This window comes from Arthrobacter sp. Cr_A7, from assembly GCF_029222765.1.
Lineage (GTDB): Bacteria > Actinomycetota > Actinomycetes > Actinomycetales > Micrococcaceae > Arthrobacter.
Window position 1 is genome coordinate 16,736 of record NZ_JARHXQ010000312.1, and the last position, 18,747, is coordinate 35,482.

19 protein-coding genes are annotated in these 18,747 nt (G+C 66.2%); 10 read left to right on the plus strand and 9 right to left on the minus strand.

Annotation, left to right across the window (positions count from 1 at the left end; all coding sequences use genetic code 11):
* Positions 1-17: 17 nt before the first annotated feature.
* The 3 genes from hutG (at position 18) to P2Q66_RS19100 (ending at position 2,675) form a co-directional block, all read left to right on the plus strand.
* Entirely contained in the window at positions 18-1,010 is a 993-nt protein-coding gene (gene hutG / locus P2Q66_RS19090) for a formimidoylglutamase (RefSeq protein WP_275730662.1), read from the plus strand.
* 166 nt (positions 1,011-1,176) lie between these two features.
* Positions 1,177-1,668, plus strand: coding sequence for an ABC transporter substrate-binding protein (locus P2Q66_RS19095; RefSeq protein ID WP_275730664.1), 492 nt, complete (start codon positions 1,177-1,179; stop codon positions 1,666-1,668).
* The gene (locus tag P2Q66_RS19100; RefSeq protein ID WP_275730666.1) at positions 1,665-2,675 is read left to right on the plus strand and encodes a cation diffusion facilitator family transporter; all 1,011 of its coding nucleotides are present in this window, start codon (positions 1,665-1,667) and stop codon (positions 2,673-2,675) included. The genes P2Q66_RS19095 and P2Q66_RS19100 overlap by 4 nt, the downstream gene beginning before the upstream one ends.
* 29 nt (positions 2,676-2,704) lie before the next feature.
* Here P2Q66_RS19100 and P2Q66_RS19105 read toward each other — a convergent pair whose 3' ends face one another.
* Positions 2,705-3,373, minus strand: coding sequence for a response regulator (locus P2Q66_RS19105; protein WP_275730668.1), 669 nt, complete (start codon positions 3,371-3,373; stop codon positions 2,705-2,707).
* On the minus strand, positions 3,370-4,944 hold the full coding sequence (locus P2Q66_RS19110; RefSeq protein WP_275730695.1) for a sensor histidine kinase: 1,575 nt from the start codon (positions 4,942-4,944) through the stop codon (positions 3,370-3,372). Before P2Q66_RS19110 ends, P2Q66_RS19105 begins: the two co-directional genes overlap by 4 nt.
* A gap of 294 nt (positions 4,945-5,238) precedes the next feature.
* On the opposite strand from P2Q66_RS19110, the gene P2Q66_RS19115 reads away from it, so the two are divergent.
* The 4 genes from P2Q66_RS19115 to P2Q66_RS19130 are packed head-to-tail and all read left to right on the plus strand — an operon-like array spanning position 5,239 to position 8,757.
* Positions 5,239-6,249, plus strand: a complete 1,011-nt coding sequence (locus P2Q66_RS19115; protein ID WP_115526282.1) for a tripartite tricarboxylate transporter substrate-binding protein — start codon at positions 5,239-5,241, stop codon at positions 6,247-6,249.
* Positions 6,246-6,758 carry a tripartite tricarboxylate transporter TctB family protein gene (locus P2Q66_RS19120; RefSeq protein WP_275730672.1) on the plus strand — a complete coding sequence of 171 codons (513 nt, stop codon included), beginning with the start codon at positions 6,246-6,248 and terminating at the stop codon, positions 6,756-6,758. The genes P2Q66_RS19115 and P2Q66_RS19120 overlap by 4 nt, the downstream gene beginning before the upstream one ends.
* Positions 6,758-8,368, plus strand: a complete 1,611-nt coding sequence (locus P2Q66_RS19125) for a tripartite tricarboxylate transporter permease (protein ID WP_275730674.1) — start codon at positions 6,758-6,760, stop codon at positions 8,366-8,368. The genes P2Q66_RS19120 and P2Q66_RS19125 overlap by 1 nt, the downstream gene beginning before the upstream one ends.
* Entirely contained in the window at positions 8,365-8,757 is a 393-nt protein-coding gene (locus tag P2Q66_RS19130) for a universal stress protein (protein WP_275730675.1), read from the plus strand. Before P2Q66_RS19125 ends, P2Q66_RS19130 begins: the two co-directional genes overlap by 4 nt.
* On the opposite strand, the gene P2Q66_RS19135 is transcribed toward P2Q66_RS19130, so the two are convergent.
* On the minus strand, positions 8,701-9,630 hold the full coding sequence (locus tag P2Q66_RS19135; RefSeq protein WP_275730677.1) for a fumarylacetoacetate hydrolase family protein: 930 nt from the start codon (positions 9,628-9,630) through the stop codon (positions 8,701-8,703). The genes P2Q66_RS19130 and P2Q66_RS19135 overlap by 57 nt on opposite strands.
* 234 nt (positions 9,631-9,864) lie before the next feature.
* Here P2Q66_RS19135 and P2Q66_RS19140 point away from each other — a divergent pair, with 234 nt between their 5' ends.
* Positions 9,865-10,125 (plus strand): hypothetical protein, encoded by a 261-nt coding sequence (locus P2Q66_RS19140; RefSeq protein WP_115526286.1) that lies wholly within the window; start codon positions 9,865-9,867, stop codon positions 10,123-10,125.
* Positions 10,126-10,209: 84 nt separating this feature from the next.
* On the opposite strand, the gene P2Q66_RS19145 is transcribed toward P2Q66_RS19140, so the two are convergent.
* From P2Q66_RS19145 to P2Q66_RS19170, 6 genes are all read right to left on the minus strand, one after another.
* Complete coding sequence (locus P2Q66_RS19145; protein ID WP_079598373.1) at positions 10,210-10,446, minus strand: hypothetical protein; 237 nt, start codon at positions 10,444-10,446, stop codon at positions 10,210-10,212.
* Positions 10,447-10,608: 162 nt separating this feature from the next.
* Positions 10,609-12,201: a histidine ammonia-lyase gene (gene hutH / locus P2Q66_RS19150; protein WP_275730680.1), complete on the minus strand. Its 1,593-nt coding sequence runs from the start codon at positions 12,199-12,201 to the stop codon at positions 10,609-10,611.
* 90 nt (positions 12,202-12,291) lie between these two features.
* Complete coding sequence (locus P2Q66_RS19155) at positions 12,292-13,998, minus strand: urocanate hydratase (RefSeq protein ID WP_275730682.1); 1,707 nt, start codon at positions 13,996-13,998, stop codon at positions 12,292-12,294.
* Between the two features lie 195 nt (positions 13,999-14,193).
* On the minus strand, positions 14,194-15,015 hold the full coding sequence (locus tag P2Q66_RS19160) for an IclR family transcriptional regulator (protein WP_079598370.1): 822 nt from the start codon (positions 15,013-15,015) through the stop codon (positions 14,194-14,196).
* Between the two features lie 212 nt (positions 15,016-15,227).
* Positions 15,228-16,202, minus strand: coding sequence for an NAD(P)-dependent alcohol dehydrogenase (locus P2Q66_RS19165; protein ID WP_275730685.1), 975 nt, complete (start codon positions 16,200-16,202; stop codon positions 15,228-15,230).
* A complete protein-coding gene (locus tag P2Q66_RS19170) occupies positions 16,199-16,381 on the minus strand; it encodes a helix-turn-helix transcriptional regulator (RefSeq protein WP_275730687.1) in 183 nt (60 codons plus the stop codon). The genes P2Q66_RS19165 and P2Q66_RS19170 overlap by 4 nt, the downstream gene beginning before the upstream one ends.
* 157 nt (positions 16,382-16,538) lie before the next feature.
* Here P2Q66_RS19170 and P2Q66_RS19175 point away from each other — a divergent pair, with 157 nt between their 5' ends.
* Positions 16,539-18,029: an amino acid permease gene (locus P2Q66_RS19175; RefSeq protein WP_275730689.1), complete on the plus strand. Its 1,491-nt coding sequence runs from the start codon at positions 16,539-16,541 to the stop codon at positions 18,027-18,029.
* Between the two features lie 63 nt (positions 18,030-18,092).
* On the plus strand, positions 18,093-18,728 hold the full coding sequence (locus tag P2Q66_RS19180; RefSeq protein ID WP_275730691.1) for a LysE family translocator: 636 nt from the start codon (positions 18,093-18,095) through the stop codon (positions 18,726-18,728).
* The last annotated feature ends 19 nt before the right edge of the window (positions 18,729-18,747 follow it).

Sequence of the window (18,747 nt, forward strand, 5' to 3'; positions counted from 1 at the left end):
TGCGGTGAGCTTGAGGCATGCCTGCCGTGAGCCCCGCCGTCGATGTCCCGCCCCAGCCCTGGACGGGAAGGTTCGACGGGGACGGGCCGGAGCACCGCCGCTGGTGGCAGGCCGTGGCAGAGTACGGCCAAGCAGGACCAGGGGCAGTCCCCGGGAATGCCGGCGGCGGCGGCCAAGGTACCAGTGATACTCCCAAGCCCGTGGCGCTGCTGGGCTTTGCCAGCGACGAAGGGGTGCGCCGGAACAAGGGCCGCACCGGCGCGTCCGCGGCACCCGCCGCCCTGCGGAAGGCTTTGGGTCCCCTGGCGTTCCACCTGGACCGCACCATCGCGGACGCAGGTGACGTTGTGGTGTCCGGGCGCGACCTGGAAGACGGCCAGGAACGCGCAGGCCATGCGGTAACGGAGTTGCTCGACGCCGGGCACTTGACCGTGGTGCTGGGCGGCGGCCACGAAACGGCCTACGCAAGCTACCTCGGCGTCAGCGCTTCCCAGGCAGTCCAGGGCGGCCAGCGGCTGGGCGTGCTGAACCTCGATGCCCACTTTGACCTTCGGGACGAGCCGGTTCCCAGCTCCGGGACACCCTTCCTCCAGATGGCAAAGGCTGAAGCCCACGCCGGGCGGGACTTCCGGTACGCCGTGGTGGGTATTTCCGAAGCCAACAACACCAGGGCGCTTTTCGGCACCGCAGGGCGGCTGGGCGTGCGCTACCTGCTGGACGAGGACTGCGAGGCGGAGCGGGTCCGGGCTTTCGTGGCCTCCTTCCTGGCGGACATCGACGTCCTGTACCTGACCATCGACCTGGACGTGCTTCCCGCGGCGGTGGCTCCCGGGGTCAGCGCCCCCGCCGCATATGGCGTGCCGCTGCCCGTCATCAGTGCCCTCTGCCGCCAGGTGGCCCGGAGCGGCAAACTGCTCCACCTGGACGTCGCGGAGCTCAACCCCGCCTTCGACGTCGACGGCCGGACAGCGAAGGTTGCGGCGCGGCTGCTGGACACTTTACTGCGCTGACTTCATTTCTGCCGCGCTGTTCGTTTCTGCCCGGCCGGGTTCATTCCTGCTGCGCCGGTCCATTTCTGCTGGGCTGAATGCGGCCGCGGTATCCACTGATGTCATCGAATGGTAAGCATGCTGTCTATCATGAAGATGAAAAGTACCTGCTGGAAGGAGAGTGCCGATGCGGCGTCACACGTTAGTGGCCGTCCTGCTGGCCGGGATGATGCTTGTTGCCGGTTGCGGGACGTACCCGGCGGACCCGCAGGGCACCCTGGAGAAAGTCCGCGGCGGTACCCTTCGCGTGGGTGCCAGCCCGAACGGTGACTGGGTGCGGATTTCCGGGCAGGACACCTCGGGAACAGAGGCTGTCCAGGGCTCGGAGGCGGAACTGGTGCGGCAATTCGCGCAGACGCTGGGGGCGGACGTCGAGTGGACCATCGGGACTGAGCAGGTCCTGGCTGAGGAGCTCAAGCATGGCGGACTGGACCTGGTGATCGGCGGCCTGGATGACAAGACGCCGTGGTCCACCCACGCGGGCCTGACGCTCCCCTACGGGGAATCCAGGGACGGGCGGGAATCCCTGCACAAGCACATCATGCTGGTTCCGATGGGCGAAAACGCGTTCCTGCTGGAGCTGGACACCTTCCTGAAGAGTGCGGCGGCCCAGGCATGAGCGCGCCCGGCAGCGGGACTGACGTGCGGTTCGGCCACACGGAACTGCCGCAGGAACAGCAGGACGCCCTGCGCAAAGCCAAAAAGTACGAGTGGATCACCATCGGATTCCTGGCTGCCTCCACAGCCCTCGTGTTTGGGGTGCTCGGCAACTCCCAGGCGATGAAGGCCGCATGGGTGGAGGACGTCCTGTCCTTCCTGCCGCCCATTGCCTTCCTTTTCGCCACACGCGTCATCCGCAGACACCCCAGCGAGGACCACCCCTACGGCTACCACCGGGCGGTGGGCATCGCACATGTGGTGGCGGCGGTGGCCCTCACCGTCATGGGCGCCTATCTCATCGTGGATTCCGCCATTGGGCTGTTGAGCGCGGAACATCCCACGATCGGCGGCTTCAACTTTTTTGGCCAGACCATCTGGCTAGGTTGGCTGATGATCACGGCAATGGTCCTCACGGCAGGACCTCCCATCTGGCTGGGCCGGGTCAAGATGAAGCTTGCAGAGAAGCTGCACGACAAAGTGCTGTACGCCGACGCTGACATGAACAAGGCGGACTGGATGACCGCCCTTGCTGCTGCCGTGGGAGTGGCAGGCATTGGGATTGGCTGGTGGTGGGCGGACTATGCCGCGGCCCTGGTCATTTCCGGGAGCATCCTGCACGACGGCGTCCGGAACACCCGGGCAGCCGTCTCGGCCCTCATGGACAAACGTGCCATGACCTACGACGACGGCGCGCCCCACCCCCTCGGGCGGCAGCTTGACACCTACCTCCGCGGGCTCCCGTGGGCAGAGACGGCCAAGTCACGGATTCGCGACGAGGGGCACGTGTTCCACGTGGAGTCGTTCGTGGTCCCGGCGGCAGGGACCATGCCCACCCTGGACCAAATTGAGGCCGCACGCGAAGCCTGCGTAGCCATGGACTGGAAGGTCCAGGACATGGTGATTGTCCCGGTGGCTGAACTGCCCGCGGAATTCCTTCCCGGCCCCACGCCTGGCGGCGAACACTAGGACTGGCTGCCGGGTTCCCGGCGTGCCGGCTACTTGCCCTTCATGACATAGCGGCGCTCGGGACGTCCCACACCGTACTTGAGCCGGACGTCCAGGGTGCCTTCATCGTGCAGGTACTCCAAGTAGCGGCGGGCACTGACGCGTGACGTGCCGAGTTCTTCTGCCAGCTCGGCGGCCGAAAGGTCACCGGGGGCTGCGCCCAGGGCCGCCTCCACCAGCTTCAGTGTCTCCACGCTGCAGCCCTTGGGCAGCGGCCGCTCGCTGCGGTCCAGGCCGAAGACCCGGTTGACGTCCGACTGCTCGGCAATGTCCTTGGACGCATCGAGGCTCTGGTATGCGCTGCGGTAATGCTCCAGCCGCTCCTGCAGGTCCGATTGCGAAAAAGGCTTGATGAGGTAGTGGACGATGCCTCCCCGCAGCGCCTTCCGGACGGTCTCCACTTCGCGGGCAGCGCTGATCACCAGCACATCCAGTTCCGGGGCCACCTCACGCAGTTGCTGCATCAGGTCCAGGCCGTTAATGTCCGGCAGGTGGATGTCCAGCAGCACCAGGTCCGGCTGCAGCCGTTCGGTTTCGATCACCGCCTGGGCGCCGGTATGGGCCGCACCAACCACCTTGAAACCGGGCGTCCGCTGGATGAACCCGGCGTGGACCTTGGCCACCATGAAGTCGTCATCGACTATCAGGACCTTGATCATGCTTCTGCACCTCTTTTGAAGCGGGCGGTAAAAACCGCCCCGTTGCTGTTGGCCACCGTGAGGTCGCCGCCCGACCGGCGGCAGACCACGCGGGAGAGTGCCAGGCCAAACCCGCGCCCGCCCTCCCGCCTGGAATCCTTGGTGGTGAATCCCTGCCGGAAAATGTCCTCCGCCTTGTCCGCCGGAACGCCGGGCCCGTTGTCACGAACGGTGACGGTGACCTCGCCGCCCGTGTCCTCCACAAGCACCCGGACGGAGGCCTGCCCAACCCCGGCAACGGCGTCGAACGCGTTGTCCACCAGGTTTCCCGCCACGGTGGCAAGGTCGCGCGAAAGCTCATCATTGACCGGACGCAGCGATGATTCGGGATCCAGCTGGAGCGCCACGCCGCGTTCCGCCGCCAGGCTGGACTTGGCTATGAGCAGCGCGGCCAGCGCAGGGTCATGGATCCTGGCCGTGACCTCGTCACTGAGCCGGGTCCGGTCCACCGTTGCCCCGTTCACGAACTGCACCACCGAATCGTAGTCGCCGATCTGGATCAGGCCGGAGATGACATGCAGCTGGTTGGCGAACTCGTGTGCCTGTGCGCGGAGGGTGTCCGTGGCGGTGCGGGTGGCGCCCAATTCCTTTTCCAGGGAGGACAGCTCGGTCCTGTCGCGCAGGGTGGTGACGGAGCCAATCCCGCGGCCGCGGGAACGGATGGGAACCCGGTTCAGCACCACCAGCCGCTCGCCCACCAGGACCAGCTGGTCAGGGTCCGGCTGGTCGCGGGTCAGCACTACTTTCAGTGCGGGATCCACGGGAAGTGATGCAAGCTTCTTGCCCACGCAGTCCGCCGGCAGGCCCAGGAGTTCCCGGGCGCTGTCATTGGCCACGGTGATGCGCTCGTTCGGATCGAGGGCCACCACGCCTTCCTTGAGCCCGTGCAGCATGGCCTCACGGTTTTCCACCAGGTTGGTAATCTCGCTGGGTTCCATGCCCAGGGTCTGCCGCTTGACGCGGCGGGACAACAGGAGGGAGCCCGCGACGCCCAGCACGCTGGCCACCCCGACGTACGTGAGCAGGTTGGGGACGGCGTCGCCCAGCCGCTCCAGCGTGGTGGGATAGTTCCTGCTGACCGAGGCGATGCCGATCATAATCCCGGCATCGTCCAGCACCGGGACGTGGGCGGACAGGAGGGCTGCGCCGCTCCCGGCCACCACTCCGGTCCAGGCGCGGCCGTCCATCACCCGGCTCTCCCCCAGTTCCAGGTGCTGGCCCAGGAGCCCGGGGTCGGACGAGGCCACCACCGTCCGGTCCAGCTTCGCCAGCGCCACCTGGGACGCCCCGGAGACTGTCCGGACGGACTCGGCCACTGCCGGGAGTGCTGCGCCCACGCGGGGTTCGGCGGCGGGAAGCAATTCACGGACGGCGGGGTTGTTGCCGAGCGCTTCGGCGGCGGACAGCGCACGGCGGCCTTCGACGCGCTCGAAGGCGGCCGCAGACTGGGCCAGGGAGATGGCCACCACGGCCACCAGGACTGCCAACACAATCAGCAACTGCAGCACGAGGTATTGCCCCGCGAGGGACATCCCTCTTCGTCGAGTCACGGTGGTTGGTCCTTAAGTTTCAGCAAATATGTCCGGCCGGGCCACTGGTCCTGCGGCCACCGGCGGAGGTACGGGAACTATACCGCAGGCGGAGCAGGTGCACGGCTGGCAGGGCCTTCCACCCCCGGAGGCGCCCGGCGGTGAGGGATTCCCGAAACGTGAACGAAATGAACTTAACTTTCTCTGCGTACATAAGAGTGACCGCTATCACGGCGGAACCTAGCATCGAAGCACAAGTCAGTCTTGCTGATCATTTTTCATGAGAAGAGGAACACCATGCGCCAGATCCGCGCATTGCGAATCGCCGCCGTCGCCGCCGGCATCGCCCTGATGGCCACCGGCTGCGGTGCCACCGGCAAAAGCTCCACGGGTACGGAAAGCTCCGGCGCTGCCGCCGGGCCCATCTCCGGCCTCCAGATCATGGTCCCCAACACTCCGGGCGGCGGCTATGACACCACCGCCCGCGTGGCCGCCAAGGTCCTCGACGACGAGAAGGTTGCCACCAACACCGAAGTCTTCAACCTCGCCGGTGCCGGCGGGACCGTGGGCCTGGCCCGCATCGTGAACGAAAAGGGCAACGGCGACCTCACCATGCTCATGGGCCTGGGCGTGGTGGGCGCGAGCTATACCAACAAGTCCGAGTCCAAGCTCACGGCCACCACTCCCCTGGCACGGCTCATCGAAGAGCCCGGCGCCATCATGGTCAGCAAGGATTCCCCCTACAAGACCATCGATGACCTGGTTGCCGCCTGGAAGGCTGATCCCGGTTCCATCAGCGTCGGCGGCGGCTCCTCCCCGGGCGGCCCGGACCACCTGCTGCCCATGCAGCTCGCCGGCGCCCTGGGCATTGACGCCACCAAGGTGAACTTCGTTTCCTACGACGGCGGCGGGGACCTCCTCCCGGCCATCCTCGGCAACAAGGTGGGCTTCGCGGCCTCCGGTGCCGGTGAGTACCTCAAGCAGATCGAATCCGGTGAAGTCCGCGTCCTGGCCACCAGCGGCGAAGAGCGGCTGGAAGGCGTGGATGCCCCCACGCTGAAGGAATCCAACATCGACCTGGTCTTCACCAACTGGCGCGGCATCGTCGCCCCTCCGGGCATCAGCGACGAGGACAAGGCATCCCTGATCGCCGCCCTTGAGAAGATGCACGCCACCGAAGGGTGGAAGGAAGCATTGAAGACCAACAGCTGGACCGACGCCTTCATCACCGGCGACGAGTTCGAAACCTTCCTCGCCGAGCAGGACAAGCGGGTGGCGGACGTCCTCACGAAGCTTGGCTTGGCGTGAGCTCCTCCCCAACACTTGCCGCACGGCTGAAAGGCCGCGCCGAGCTGGGGGTTGCCCTCCTGCTCGGCGCGGCCGGCGCCCTGGTCATCTGGGACGCGGCCCGCATCTCCACCCCGTACTCCCAGTCTGATCCAGTAGGACCAAAGACCCTCCCGTTCATCGTGGGCGCCATGCTGCTGGTCTGCGCCGTCCTGCTGGCCGTCAACGTCCTCCGCGGCGGCCAGGGCGAGGCGGAAGGCGGCGAGGACGTGGACCTTACCCACCCCGCCGACTGGAAGACGGTCCTGCCCCTGGCAGGCGCCTTCATCCTTAACATCCTGCTCATCGACTGGGCCGGCTGGGTCATCTCCGGAACGGTACTGTTCTGGGGCAGCGTCCTGGCCCTGGGCAGCCGCCACTACATCCGTGACGGGATCATTTCCCTGGCCCTGGCCCTGCTCACCTTCTACGGCTTCTACCTCGGCCTCGGCATCGCACTGCCGGCCGGACTCCTGGAAGGAATCCTCTGATGGACGTCTGGTCCTCACTGATGGACGGTTTCGCCACCGCCCTGACCCCCATGAACTTCCTCTACGCCGTGATCGGCGTACTCCTGGGCACCGCCGTCGGCGTCCTTCCGGGCCTGGGCCCGGCCATGACCGTTGCCCTGCTGCTCCCGGTCACCTACGCCCTGGAACCCACCAGCGCCTTCATTATGTTCGCCGGCATCTACTACGGCGGCATGTACGGCGGCTCCACCACCTCGATCCTGCTGAACACACCTGGCGAGTCGTCGTCGGTGGTGACGGCGATCGAAGGCAACAAAATGGCCAAGGCGGGGCGTGCGGCACAGGCGCTTGCGACGGCGGCCATCGGCTCCTTCGTTGCCGGCACCATCGGTACCGCCCTCCTGGCAGTCTGCGCCCCGGTCGTGGTGGAATTCGCCGTCAGCCTGGGCGCGCCGAGCTACTTCTCGATCATGGTGCTGGCCCTGCTGGCCGTCACCGCGGTCCTCGGTTCCTCCCGCCTTCGCGGCTTCGCATCGCTGGGCCTTGGCCTCGCCATCGGCCTGGTAGGCCTGGACGTGGTCACGGGCCAGGCCCGGCTCACGTTCGGCGTGCCGCTCCTGGCCGACGGCCTGGACATTGTGGTGGTGGCGGTGGCGATCTTCGCCGTCGGTGAAGCCCTCTGGGTGGCCGCCCACCTGCGCCGCAACCCCCTGCAGATCATTCCCGTGGGCCGCCCGTGGATGGGTAAGCAGGACTGGAAGAGGTCCTGGAAGCCCTGGCTCCGCGGGACCGCCTACGGCTTCCCCTTCGGTGCACTGCCCGCCGGCGGCGCCGAGATCCCCACGTTCCTCTCCTACGTCACCGAGAAGCGCCTCAGCAAGCACCCCGAGGAGTTCGGCAAGGGCGCCATCGAAGGCGTGGCCGGTCCGGAAGCTGCCAACAACGCTGCAGCTGCCGGCACCCTGACCCCCATGCTTGCCCTGGGCCTGCCCACCAACGCCACCGCCGCGGTGATGCTCGCAGCGTTCACCAGCTACGGCATCCAGCCCGGTCCCCAGCTCTTCTCGAGCCAGGGCCCCCTGGTGTGGGCGCTGATCGCCAGCCTCTTCATCGGCAACCTGCTGCTGCTGCTGATCAACCTGCCGCTGGCACCGATGTGGGCGAAGCTCCTGCAGATCCCGCGCCCGTACCTGTACGCCGGCATCCTGTTCTTCGCCACCCTGGGCGCCTACTCGGTGAACCTGCAGGCGTTTGACCTGGTGCTCCTGCTGGCGCTCGGCGCCCTGGGCTTCATGATGCGGCGTTTCGGCCTTCCGGTCCTGCCGCTGATCCTCGGCGTCATCCTGGGCCCGCGCATCGAAAAGCAACTGCGGCAGACGCTGCAGCTCAGCGCCGGTGACCCGGCCGGCCTGTTCAGCGAGCCGATCGCCGTCGTCATCTACATCATCGTGGCCATCATCCTGGTCTGGCCGTTCATCTTCAAACTCATCCGGCGCAACCGCCCGGCGCTTGCCACGGCCGGCGTGGCCGCACCTTCCGCTCCGGAGGCTCCTTCAGGCAGCTCCGCGCATCCGGACCTGCCCGTCCATTCAGAAAGCTCCGCCCGCCCAGAAAAGAAGGAGACACCATGACCATTGTGGTGGGATACGTCCCGACACCCGAGGGCGAAGCAGCCCTGACCCAGGCCATCCACGAAGCCCGGAAGAGCAACACCCAACTGCTGGTCATCAACTCATCCAAGGGCGACGCTTTGGTGGACAACCGCTACGCCCAGGATTCGGACATCCAGAGCATCGAGGACCGCCTGGCCACCCAGGGCATCGACCATGTGATCAAGCAGCCGGTCCGTGGCCACGATGCCGCCGCCGAGGTCCTGGACGCCGCGGAGGAGAACAACGCCGAGCTGATCGTGATCGGCCTGCGGCGCCGCACTCCGGTGGGCAAGCTCATCATGGGCAGCGTGTCACAGCGCATCCTGCTGGAGGCCGACTGCCCCGTCCTGGCGGTGAAGGCCGGCTAGTACGCCGGATCCCGCTCGGTACAGTTCCTGGCGCTGGCGGCCCAGCCCTTCCACCTCTACCTCCACCACATCGCCCGGCTGGAGGTAGGGGAAGCGGCCGCTGAGGGCCACCCCTTCCGGAGTCCCGGTGATGATGACATCACCGGGCTCCAGCCGCATGTACTGGCTGCAGTGGTGGACCAGGGTGGCAGCGTCGAAAATGAGCTCTGATGTGGTGGAGTCCTGCCGCGGTTCCCCATTGACCCAGCTGCGCAGCCGGAGGTTCCCGCCGTCGACGTCTTCCGCAGGGACAAGCCACGGGCCCAAGGGTGTTGACCCTGGCAGCGTTTTGCCCTTTGTCCACTGCCCGGCGGCCCCGGGCAGCTGGTACTCACGCTCCGAGAGGTCGTTCGCCGTGACGTACCCGGCGATGCAGGCGGCCGCTTCATCTGTGGTTGCGAGGTAGCTGGCTTCCCGGCCGATGACGATGCCCAGCTCCACCTCCCAGTCGTACTTGCTGGAGAGGGGCGGAACGGGAGCGGCGTCGTAGGGCCCGGCCACTGTGTTGCTGGGCTTGAGGAACATGACAGGGATCTCCGGCGGCGCAGAACCGGACTCCGCTGCATGGGCCGCATAATTCATGCCGATGCCCACCACTGTTCCCGGCCGGGCCACGGGAGCTCCCACGCGCAAGGTTTCTGCGTTCTCAAGGACGGGAAGGGTTCCGGCTGCCAGTGCCTCCCGCGCCCGGTCGAGGCCTCCTGATGCCAGGAAGGCGCCGTCCACATCCCGCGTCAGGGGCAGCAGGCTGAAGTACCGGGAGGAACCATCGCCGGCAGGAACCATCACGGCCGGTTGTTCCTTCCCGGCCTCGCCCAGGCGCATGATTTTCATGGTGAATCTCCTTTGATCCGGGATGAGTGGGAGGACTGTTTCCTATCGTGGCGCGGCGGCACCTCCGGCCGCAAAACGCACCGATTGTGACTGGAGCCAGGCTGCCGTGCAGCCTTCTGTGCCTGCTCGTCCGGCGGCTGTAGAGTGCTGAGAATTCAGCAGTCATCTGACATCTCCGGTAGCGGCCGGTAGACTGGGTGGGCCCTCAGGCAGGAAACACAGAAAGTTCAGCACATGACTACAGCCACGTTGGAGCGCCGCCCGGACGCCGCGGACTCCGCAGAAGCACATGCGAGCCGGTCCATCGACCTGGAATTTTCCAGCGCCCGCGAAGTACACGCCGGCCTGGAAGAGGCCGTTGCAGAGCTGATCGAGGTGGCGGCAAAGGATGCAGCCTGCGGCATCCTGGTGACGAGGCTCCACCCGGGACGCTACACCGTAGCCCTGGACGAATCAGTACCGTTCGGGGAAACCTACGAGGCGTTCGCAGCCTGATTTTCCCATCGCGGAAAGCCAAAACGCACAAATCCCCGCCCTGCCTTTCGGCAGTGCGGGGATTTGCTGTATCTGCTGGGGCTCCTAGCCGCGGCGGACCTGTACGCCGTCGGACTTCAGGAAGAGCTGCTTTTCTGCCGGGCCCGCCGGCACAAGCCACAGGACGTTTCCGCTCTGCGACACCTCTTCCACCTCCCCGGCCGCTACCACATGCGCATGCTTGATGATCTCGACATGGTCACCAACCGAAAGGCTCTTCCAGTTGGATACCACAGCGGAATGGGCATTGCGCCTCGATAAGACTGCCCCACGTGCTTTCATTTGAACTTCTACCCCTTTGTATACGTTCTGCGCCACAGCCTCGTTGATGTGACTTTCACTACACCTTCAGTTCTACTACACTCTTCCGCCCACGGTTGACCGTGTCGCCGAAAATTCCGCCCCTTGGACAGGAGCTGTCCGCATACTGAAGATTCTTCGGTATCAGGCAAGCGGGCCTACTGCCGATTCGGCCGCCCTCCGCACCTCCCCGGACGCCACCAGCCGGTCCGCCGCTTCCAGCTCGGGCGAGAGGAAGCGGTCCGTTCCCGGCCCCTCGACGACGTCACGCAGGGCAGCGACGACGGCGGAGCCCGCGGGCCCCGGCGTCAGGACGCCGCCGGAAAGCTGGCTCCGGATGTCCAGGGCCCGGGCCGAGGTGACCAGCTCAATGGCCAGGACGCGGCGAAGGTTTTCGACGGCCTTGCGCAGCTTCCGGGCTGCATGCCAGCCCATGGACACGTGGTCTTCCTGCATGGCCGAGCTGGGGATGGAGTCCACGGATGCGGGGACCGCCAGCCGCTTGTTGTCGGACACCAGGCCCGCCTGGGTGTACTGGGCGATCATGAGGCCGGAATCCACACCGGGATCCGCCGCGAGGAAAGCGGGAAGGCCATGCGAGCGGGCAGGATCCAGCATCCGGTCCGTCCGGCGCTCCGCGATGGAACTCAGGTCCGCGACCGCGATGGCCAGGAAGTCCAGCACGTAAGCCACGGGAGCGCCATGGAAGTTCCCGTTGGAGCTGACCCGGCCATCCGGCAGCACCACGGGGTTGTCGATGGCAGCGGCCAGCTCGCGCGACGCCACCAGTTCAGCATGGTCGATGGTGTCCCTGACGGCGCCGGCCACCTGCGGTGCACAGCGGAGGGAGTAGGCGTCCTGGACGCGTGAATCGCCCACCCGGTGGGAAGCAACGATGCGCGAGTTGGACAGGACGCGGAGCATGTTGTCCGCACTGGCAGCCTGGCCGGGGTGCGGGCGCAGCGCGGCATGGAGCTCCGGCAGGAACACCTGGTCGGTGCCCAGCAGCGCCTCGACGCTGAGCGCCGCGGTGATGTCCGCCGTCGTCAGCAGCCGGCGAAGGTCAGCGATGGCCATCAGGAGCATGCCCAGCATGCCCTCGGTGCCGTTGACCAGGGCCAGGCCTTCCTTTTCGGCGAGGGTGACCGGCTCGATGCCGTGATCGGCGAGCAGCTCCGCGACGGTGCGCTGCCCGGCGGCGCCAACCAGTTCGCCGTCGGGCCCTTCCGCCTCGCCCTCACCCATGAGCACCAGCGCGCAGTGCGACAGCGGGGCGAGATCGCCGGAGCAGCCGAGCGAGCCGAATTCGCGCACCACCGGCGTGATGCCGGCGTTGAGGACGTCCACCATGGTCTGCAGGACCACGGGCCGGACCCCGGTGCGGCCCGACGCCAGGGTCTTGGCGCGCAGGAACATGATGCCGCGCACCACCTCGCGCTCCACCGCCGGCCCCATGCCCGCTGCGTGGCTGCGGATCAAACTCTTCTGGAGCTGGGTGCGCAGCTCGGTGGGGATGTGGCGGTTGGCGAGGGCCCCGAAGCCGGTGGAGATACCGTACGCCGGGACATCGCTGGAGGCGAGGCCGTCAATGTGGGCGCGGACCTTGGCGACTGTTTCGAGGGCTTCCGGGGCGATGGCCACCTTGGCGTCGTGGCGCGCGACGGCGACAACATCCTCGGGCGTGACGCCGCTGGAGCCAAGGGTGATGGTCAGCGGTTCGTGGGTTATCAATGTCATGATTCCTACTTTTTGTGGTGTGCGGGGATCGATTGCTCCATAACTGTCGTTTTCGGGGTTCTAAACGACAGTTACGGAGCAGTCGATGGACTAGTTGGTCCCTGAAGACTCGTTCATGGGGATGCGGACGCCGCGTTCTTTGGCGACGTCGAGGGCGCGTTCGTAGCCGGCGTCGGCGTGGCGGATGACGCCCATACCGGGGTCGTTGGTGAGGAGGCGTTCGAGCTTTTCGGCGGCGAGGTCGGTGCCGTCGGCGACGGAGACCTGGCCGGCGTGGATGGATCGGCCGATGCCCACGCCGCCGCCGTGGTGCAGTGACACCCAGGTGGCGCCGGAAGCGGTGTTGAGCAGGGCGTTGAGCATGGGCCAGTCGGCGATCGCGTCCGAGCCGTCGGCCATGGCCTCGGTTTCGCGGTAGGGGGAGGCGACGGAGCCGGAGTCCAGGTGGTCGCGGCCGATCACGATAGGCGCCTTGACCTTGCCTTCCTTGACGAGCTGGTTGAACAGCAGCCCGGCTTTCGCGCGCTCGCCGTAGCCCAGCCAGCAGATCCGTGCCGGCAGTCCTTCGAATTCGACGCGTTCCTGCGCCGCGTCGATCCAGCGGTGCAGGTGCTTGTTCCCGGGGAAGAGTCCCTTGATGGCCTCGTCGGTGACGCGGATGTCTTCGGGGTCTCCGGAGAGCGCCACCCAGCGGAACGGGCCGAGGCCCTCGCAGAACAGCGGCCGGATGTAGGCGGGGACGAAGCCCGGGAATTCGAACGCGCGGGTGTAGCCGCCCTTGCGGGCCTCATCGCGGATGGAGTTGCCGTAGTCGAACACCTCGGCGCCGGCGTCCTGGAATTCCACCATGGCCTGAACGTGGCGTGCCATCGAGGCCTGGGCCTTCTTGGTGAAGCCTTCCGGGTCAGCTTCGGCTTCGCGGTGCCATTCGTTGACCGAGATGCCCTCGGGGAGGTAGCTCAGCGGATCGTGGGCGGAGGTCTGGTCGGTGACGATGTCCACGGTGAACTCACCGGCTTTGTGGCGGCGCAGGATCTCCGGGAAAACTTCCGCTGCGTTTCCCACGTAGCCCACGGACCAGCCGCGGCGTTCTTCCTTGGCCTTGAGCACCTTGGCGATGGCGGCGTCGAGGTCCGTTTCCACCTCGTCCAGGTACCGCTTGCCGGCACGGCGGCGCAGGCGGGTCTCGTCGACGTCGACGATCAGGCACGCGCCCTCGTTCAGAGTGACCGCGAGCGGCTGCGCGCCGCCCATGCCGCCGCAGCCGCCGGTCAGGGTGAGTGTCCCGGCGAGGGTGCCGTTCTCGTCTTTGGTGAGCTTGCGGGCGATCGCCGCGAACGTCTCGAAAGTGCCCTGCAGGATGCCCTGGGTGCCGATGTAGATCCAGGACCCCGCCGTCATCTGGCCGTACATCATCAGGCCCTCGGCCTCGAGCCGGCGGAACTCGGGCCAGTTGGCCCAGCCGCCCACCAGGTTGGAGTTGGCCAGGAGCACCCGGGGTGCCCATTCGTTGGTGCGGAAGACGCCCACGGGCTTGCCGGACTGGACCAGGAGGGTCTCGTCCTTCTCCATGGTTTCGAGGGTGCGGGTGATGGCGTCGAACGCTGCCCAGGAGCGCACGGCCCGGCCGGTGCCGCCGTAGACCACCAGGTCATCCGGACGCTCGGCCACTTCGGGGTCCAGGTTGTTCATGAGCATGCGCAGCGGCGCTTCGGTCTGCCAGCTCTTCGCGGTGAGCTCGGTGCCGCGGGCGGCTTTGACCGGGCGGGCACCGGTGGTGAAATCGGCGGGTGCCATGGTGGCTCCTTTTCGTTGTGCGTCTGTGCGTGGAAGAAGTTCTGTATCAACTAAAGCCCGTTACGAAGAGGCTTTATAGGGGTTTGAGGTGGGTGCTGTCCGGCATTCCAGACACGCCCGGCTGGCCGAGTTGCTCTATCACATAAGGCTCCCAGTCCGGGTTTTTAGCAGCCTTAGGTGATGGAGCAACGAGGATTATTTGACCGGTCGGCCGTGGATGCGGACCGAGAGCTCGTCTGCGACCTTTTGGACACGCGCCGCCAGGACGGGCCACTCTTCCGGCTGCAATTTGTCCTCAAGGAATGTGACCGCCACGGCCGCGGTGGGCCAGCCAAGGTGGTCGGTCACGGCGGCGGCGATGGAGCCGAAGCCGGGGGTCACCTCGCCGTGTTCCGTGGCGTAACCCCTTTGCCGGACCCGGTCCAGGTGCGAGGACAAGGCGGAGTACTTCATGATGGGCGACTCGGTCTCGTGCCGGGCCGTGAATGCGGCTGCATTCGGGTACAGCGCGCGGACCTGGGATTTGGGCAGGGCGGCAAGGATGGCGCGCCCGCTGGCGGTGAGGTGGCTGGGGAGCCGGACGCCGACGTCGGTCACCAGCGACGGGCGGTTCTTGGCCCGCTCCTCGACAATGTAGAGGACATCCCGCCCGTGCAGAACGGCCAGGTGCGCGCTCTCCCCCAGCGCATCCACGAGTGAAGCAAGAAGAGGGCGGCCCAGCCGCGACAACGGTTCCTGCCTCGAATACGCGGAACTGAGCTCAAAGGCGCTGATCCCCAGACCGTAGCGCTGTTCCTCATGGAGGTGGAGCACAAACCCGTTGGCCTCCATCACTCCCAGCAGGTGGTAGACGCTGGACCGCGGCAGGCCCAGTGACGAAGCGATTTGCGAGGCTGCCATGGGACCGCGGCGGGAGGCCAGCAGTTTGAGGATGCGCAGGGTGTTTTCGGCGGCGGGGACCTTGGATGCCGCCTTTGATGTGCTGCCGGCCAGCGGCCTCGCTTCCGTAACTAACACCGGAACTCCTCCATTTCTCATGTGCGGCCCGACGCTATCCGGGATCCCGTACTTAACCTTGCGCCCTTCGTTCCCCCGGAAGCACTACGTAAGCCGAGGCGCTGTCCGGGATACCAGATAGTGCCGAGACGTCTGACCGCTCAATGCAGTCTCTTGGACAGCCAGGACCAGCCCCGGTGGCTTGACCGGGTCAGAGCCCGGGAGTTCTGGCGTTATGAAACCCCGACCACTACCTTGCCCCGGCTCCGCCCCTCGTGCAGGTATCTGACAGCGGCCGGAGCTTCCTCAAGGGGGAAGACCTTGTCGACGGCAGGCTTCACGCTGCCGGCTTCAATGAGCGATGAGAGTGCTTCCAGGTCCAGGTGTGTCTCCTTTGAGACAAGCCCCTTGAATTTCTGGCGCGAGAAAAGTGAAGCAAAGGGCGCCCCAATCGACCGCTCAAAGCCGCCGATCAGCTTGCCGCCCCCTTCGCCTCCGACGATCACCAGCGTTCCCTGTGGCGCGAGCACCCGCCGGAGGACGGACAGGGGCCGGTTGCCGGCGGTATCCAGGATGACGTCGTACAGCTTTCCCCCACTGGCAATATCAGAATTCGTATAGTCGATAACTGCATCGGCCCCGAGGGACCGGACGAGGTCCATCTTGCCGGTACTGCAGACCCCGGTGACCTCCGCCCCGAAGGCCTTGGCCAGTTGCACGGCGAAGGAGCCCACTCCCCCGCCCGCCCCAATGATCAGCACCTTTTGCCCAACGGTGACCTCGCCCGCGTCGCGGACAGCCTGAAGGGCCGTAACACCGGAAATGGGAGCTGCCGCCGCCTCCTCGAATGAGAGGTTCACGGGCTTCCGCGCCAGCTTGTCCTCCCTCGCGCAGACGTATTCCGCAAAGGACCCCTCGCAGGTTCCATAAACTTCGTCGCCCACCCGGAAGCGGTCAACATCGGCTCCCACAGCCTCCACAACGCCGGCCACCTCCCGGCCCCGCACCGGCGTCTTGGGCTTCCTCAGTCCGTAACCGAAAAGCCTGATCAGATAGGGCAGCCCCGTCATCAGGTGCCAGACCCCCTGGTCGACGCCGGCGGCCCGCACCCGGATAAGGACCTCACCATCACCCGGCACTGGCCGCGCAATCTCCCGCAACTGAAGCACGTCCGCCGCTCCATAAACGTCCTGCACGATAGCTTTCATGGCTGATCTCCTTCTGGCTGCGGGTACTGGAACACGTCCTCAAGCGATACGCCGAGCACGTGGGCGATCTGGAAGGCCATCTCCAGCGACGGCGAATACCGGCCCTGTTCGATGGCAACGACTGTCTGGCGGGTGACCCCCACCCGCGTGGCGTCACCAACGTAAAGAGAACCCGACACCGCGTCAATAGTTCTGTACCAGCGAGCAGAAAGCCCGCAGGGAAGAACCAGCCAGTCTGCGATGAAAGACACCAACCTCCCGTGAGGCTCATCACCCCGCACTCGAAAGTGGTCTGCTGGTTACCGGTTCCCCTCCCAATGACGAGAAGGTATTTGCATGCAAGCAGCACCAAACCCCACCAGGAACGAAAGTCCGGCCGGACAGCGAACCCCAGCAGCCGCCGTCGGGAGCGTCCTTAACCGGGGATTGAACGTCCGCCACATCCGGTTCATGGCCCTGGGCTCGGCCATCGGCACCGGCCTCTTCTATGGTTCCGCCTCCGCCATCCAAAAAGCCGGACCGGCCGTCCTGCTGGCCTACATCATCGGCGGCGCCGCCGTGTTCATGGTGATGCGGGCCCTGGGCGAGATGGCCGTGAGGCACCCCGTCTCCGGCTCCTTCGGACAGTATGCAAGCCGTTACCTTGGCCCCCTGGCCGGCTTTGTCACTGGCTGGACCTATGTCTTTGAGATGGCAATTGTCGCCATCGCGGACGTGACAGCCTTCAGTATCTACATGGGCTTCTGGTTCCCCCAGGTGGACCGGTGGATCTGGATCCTGGCCATCATCTGCTTCCTGGCTGCCCTGAACCTCCTCAGCGTCAAGGTCTTCGGGGAGCTGGAGTTCTGGTTTTCACTGATCAAGGTGGCCGCCATTATCGCCATGATCGCCGGCGGTGCCGCGATCATCGCCTTCGGCTTCCAGGCGGGCGGTTCCAGCGTCGCCCCGGGACTGGGAAACCTCGTTGAGCACGGCGGCATGTTCCCGCATGGCTTCGAAGGGCTCCTGGCATCCTTCGCCGTGGTCATGTTCGCCTTCGGCGGGATCGAGACCCTGGGCATCACCGCCGGCGAGGCCGCGGACCCGAAGAAGGTCATCCCCAAGGCCGTCAACACCGTGCCGGTGCGCGTCCTGTTGTTCTACGTCCTGACCCTGGGTGTCCTCATGAGCCTCTTCCCCTGGAACGAGATCGGCAGCAACGGCAGCCCGTTCGTGCAGATCTTCAGCGGACTCGGCATCCCTGCGGCGCCGCACATCCTCAACGCCGTCGTCATAACGGCCGCCCTTTCCGCGATCAACAGCGATATCTTCGGTGCCGGGCGGATCCTCTTCGGGCTGTCCAGGCAGGGCCACGCCCCGGCCGTCTTCGGCAAGGTGTCCCGGCATGGGGTCCCCTGGATGACGGTGGTCATGATGACGGCCATCCTTCTGGTGGGTGTGGTCCTGAACGCTGTCATTCCCAAGGATGTCTTCATCCTCATCGCCTCCATCGCCACCTTCGCCACCGTGTGGGTGTGGATCATGATCCTCGCGTCCCATGTGGCAATGAAGCGGGAGATCGCACGGACCGGCCTGCCGGCGTCGGAATTCCCCTCGCCCTGGTGGCCGACGGCCTCTGTCCTCACCATTGCCTTTATGGCACTGGTCATCGCCGTCCTGGGCGCGTTTGAGGACACGAGGATCGCGCTCTACGTGGGCGGCGCGTGGCTGGCTCTCCTGGTCCTTGCCTACCGGCTGTGGATCAGGGGTGACGGACGACGGCGGGCCGAACTTGTGGACGAGACCTCACCGCTGCCGGTGGTCGCGGCGGTCCGCGGCGGCGATTAGGTCCCGATCCGACGGCTGCGGCCAGACCCAGCCCGCCCGGTCCCTCCGGGGCTAAGATCAGGCATGGTCCCCCTCTCCAACCTGCTGGCGTTTTCGTTGGCTTCAGTGGTGCTGATCGCCGTGCCGGGGCCAAGCGTCCTGTTCGTGATCGGCCGCTCGCTGGCGCTCGGCTGGAAGGGCGGAGTCCTCACCGTCCTGGGCAATGCGACCGGCCAACTGGTCCAGGTGGCAGCAGTGGCCCTGGGCCTGGGCATGGTGGTGGCACAATCCGTGATCCTCTTCAGCGTGGTGAAGTTTGCCGGTGCCGCTTACCTCGTTTACCTGGGGATCCAAGCCATCAGGCACCGCCTCAGCCGCATCGAGGCCGAAAACCAACCAGCCCATGCCAGGCCCTGGCGGCTGGTGGGAGAGGGCGCAGTGGTTGGAGCCACCAACCCGAAGTCCGTGGTTTTCTTTGTTGCCGTGCTGCCGCAGTTCGTGGACTACGCGTCGGGTGCCATCCCGTTCCAGCTGGGACTGCTCGGTTCGGTGTTCCTGGTGATCGCCCTGGTCTCGGACAGCATGTGGGCCATCGCCGCAGGGACGGCCAGGCGATGGTTCGCCCGCTCGCCCGGGCGGGTTTCAGCCGTGGAGGTGACCGGCGGTGCCTTAATGATCGGGCTCGGCGGCACCCTCGCCCTCACCGGCAGCAAGTCCTGAGAACCAGCCCTCAGGGCCG

Bases quoted from the DNA above. Each gene is read 5' to 3' on its own strand.
- hutG (WP_275730662.1), top strand. From the start codon at position 18: ATGCCTGCCGTGAGCCCCGCCGTCGATGTCCCGCCCCAGCCCTGGACG.
- P2Q66_RS19095 (WP_275730664.1), top strand. From the start codon at position 1,177: ATGCGGCGTCACACGTTAGTGGCCGTCCTGCTGGCCGGGATGATGCTT.
- P2Q66_RS19100 (WP_275730666.1), top strand. From the start codon at position 1,665: ATGAGCGCGCCCGGCAGCGGGACTGACGTGCGGTTCGGCCACACGGAA.
- P2Q66_RS19105 (WP_275730668.1), bottom strand. From the start codon at position 3,373: ATGATCAAGGTCCTGATAGTCGATGACGACTTCATGGTGGCCAAGGTC.
- P2Q66_RS19110 (WP_275730695.1), bottom strand. From the start codon at position 4,944: ATGTCCCTCGCGGGGCAATACCTCGTGCTGCAGTTGCTGATTGTGTTG.
- P2Q66_RS19115 (WP_115526282.1), top strand. From the start codon at position 5,239: ATGCGCCAGATCCGCGCATTGCGAATCGCCGCCGTCGCCGCCGGCATC.
- P2Q66_RS19125 (WP_275730674.1), top strand. From the start codon at position 6,758: ATGGACGTCTGGTCCTCACTGATGGACGGTTTCGCCACCGCCCTGACC.
- P2Q66_RS19130 (WP_275730675.1), top strand. From the start codon at position 8,365: ATGACCATTGTGGTGGGATACGTCCCGACACCCGAGGGCGAAGCAGCC.
- P2Q66_RS19135 (WP_275730677.1), bottom strand. From the start codon at position 9,630: ATGAAAATCATGCGCCTGGGCGAGGCCGGGAAGGAACAACCGGCCGTG.
- P2Q66_RS19140 (WP_115526286.1), top strand. From the start codon at position 9,865: ATGACTACAGCCACGTTGGAGCGCCGCCCGGACGCCGCGGACTCCGCA.
- P2Q66_RS19145 (WP_079598373.1), bottom strand. From the start codon at position 10,446: ATGAAAGCACGTGGGGCAGTCTTATCGAGGCGCAATGCCCATTCCGCT.
- hutH (WP_275730680.1), bottom strand. From the start codon at position 12,201: ATGACATTGATAACCCACGAACCGCTGACCATCACCCTTGGCTCCAGC.
- P2Q66_RS19155 (WP_275730682.1), bottom strand. From the start codon at position 13,998: ATGGCACCCGCCGATTTCACCACCGGTGCCCGCCCGGTCAAAGCCGCC.
- P2Q66_RS19165 (WP_275730685.1), bottom strand. From the start codon at position 16,202: ATGAAAGCTATCGTGCAGGACGTTTATGGAGCGGCGGACGTGCTTCAG.
- P2Q66_RS19175 (WP_275730689.1), top strand. From the start codon at position 16,539: ATGCAAGCAGCACCAAACCCCACCAGGAACGAAAGTCCGGCCGGACAG.
- P2Q66_RS19180 (WP_275730691.1), top strand. From the start codon at position 18,093: ATGGTCCCCCTCTCCAACCTGCTGGCGTTTTCGTTGGCTTCAGTGGTG.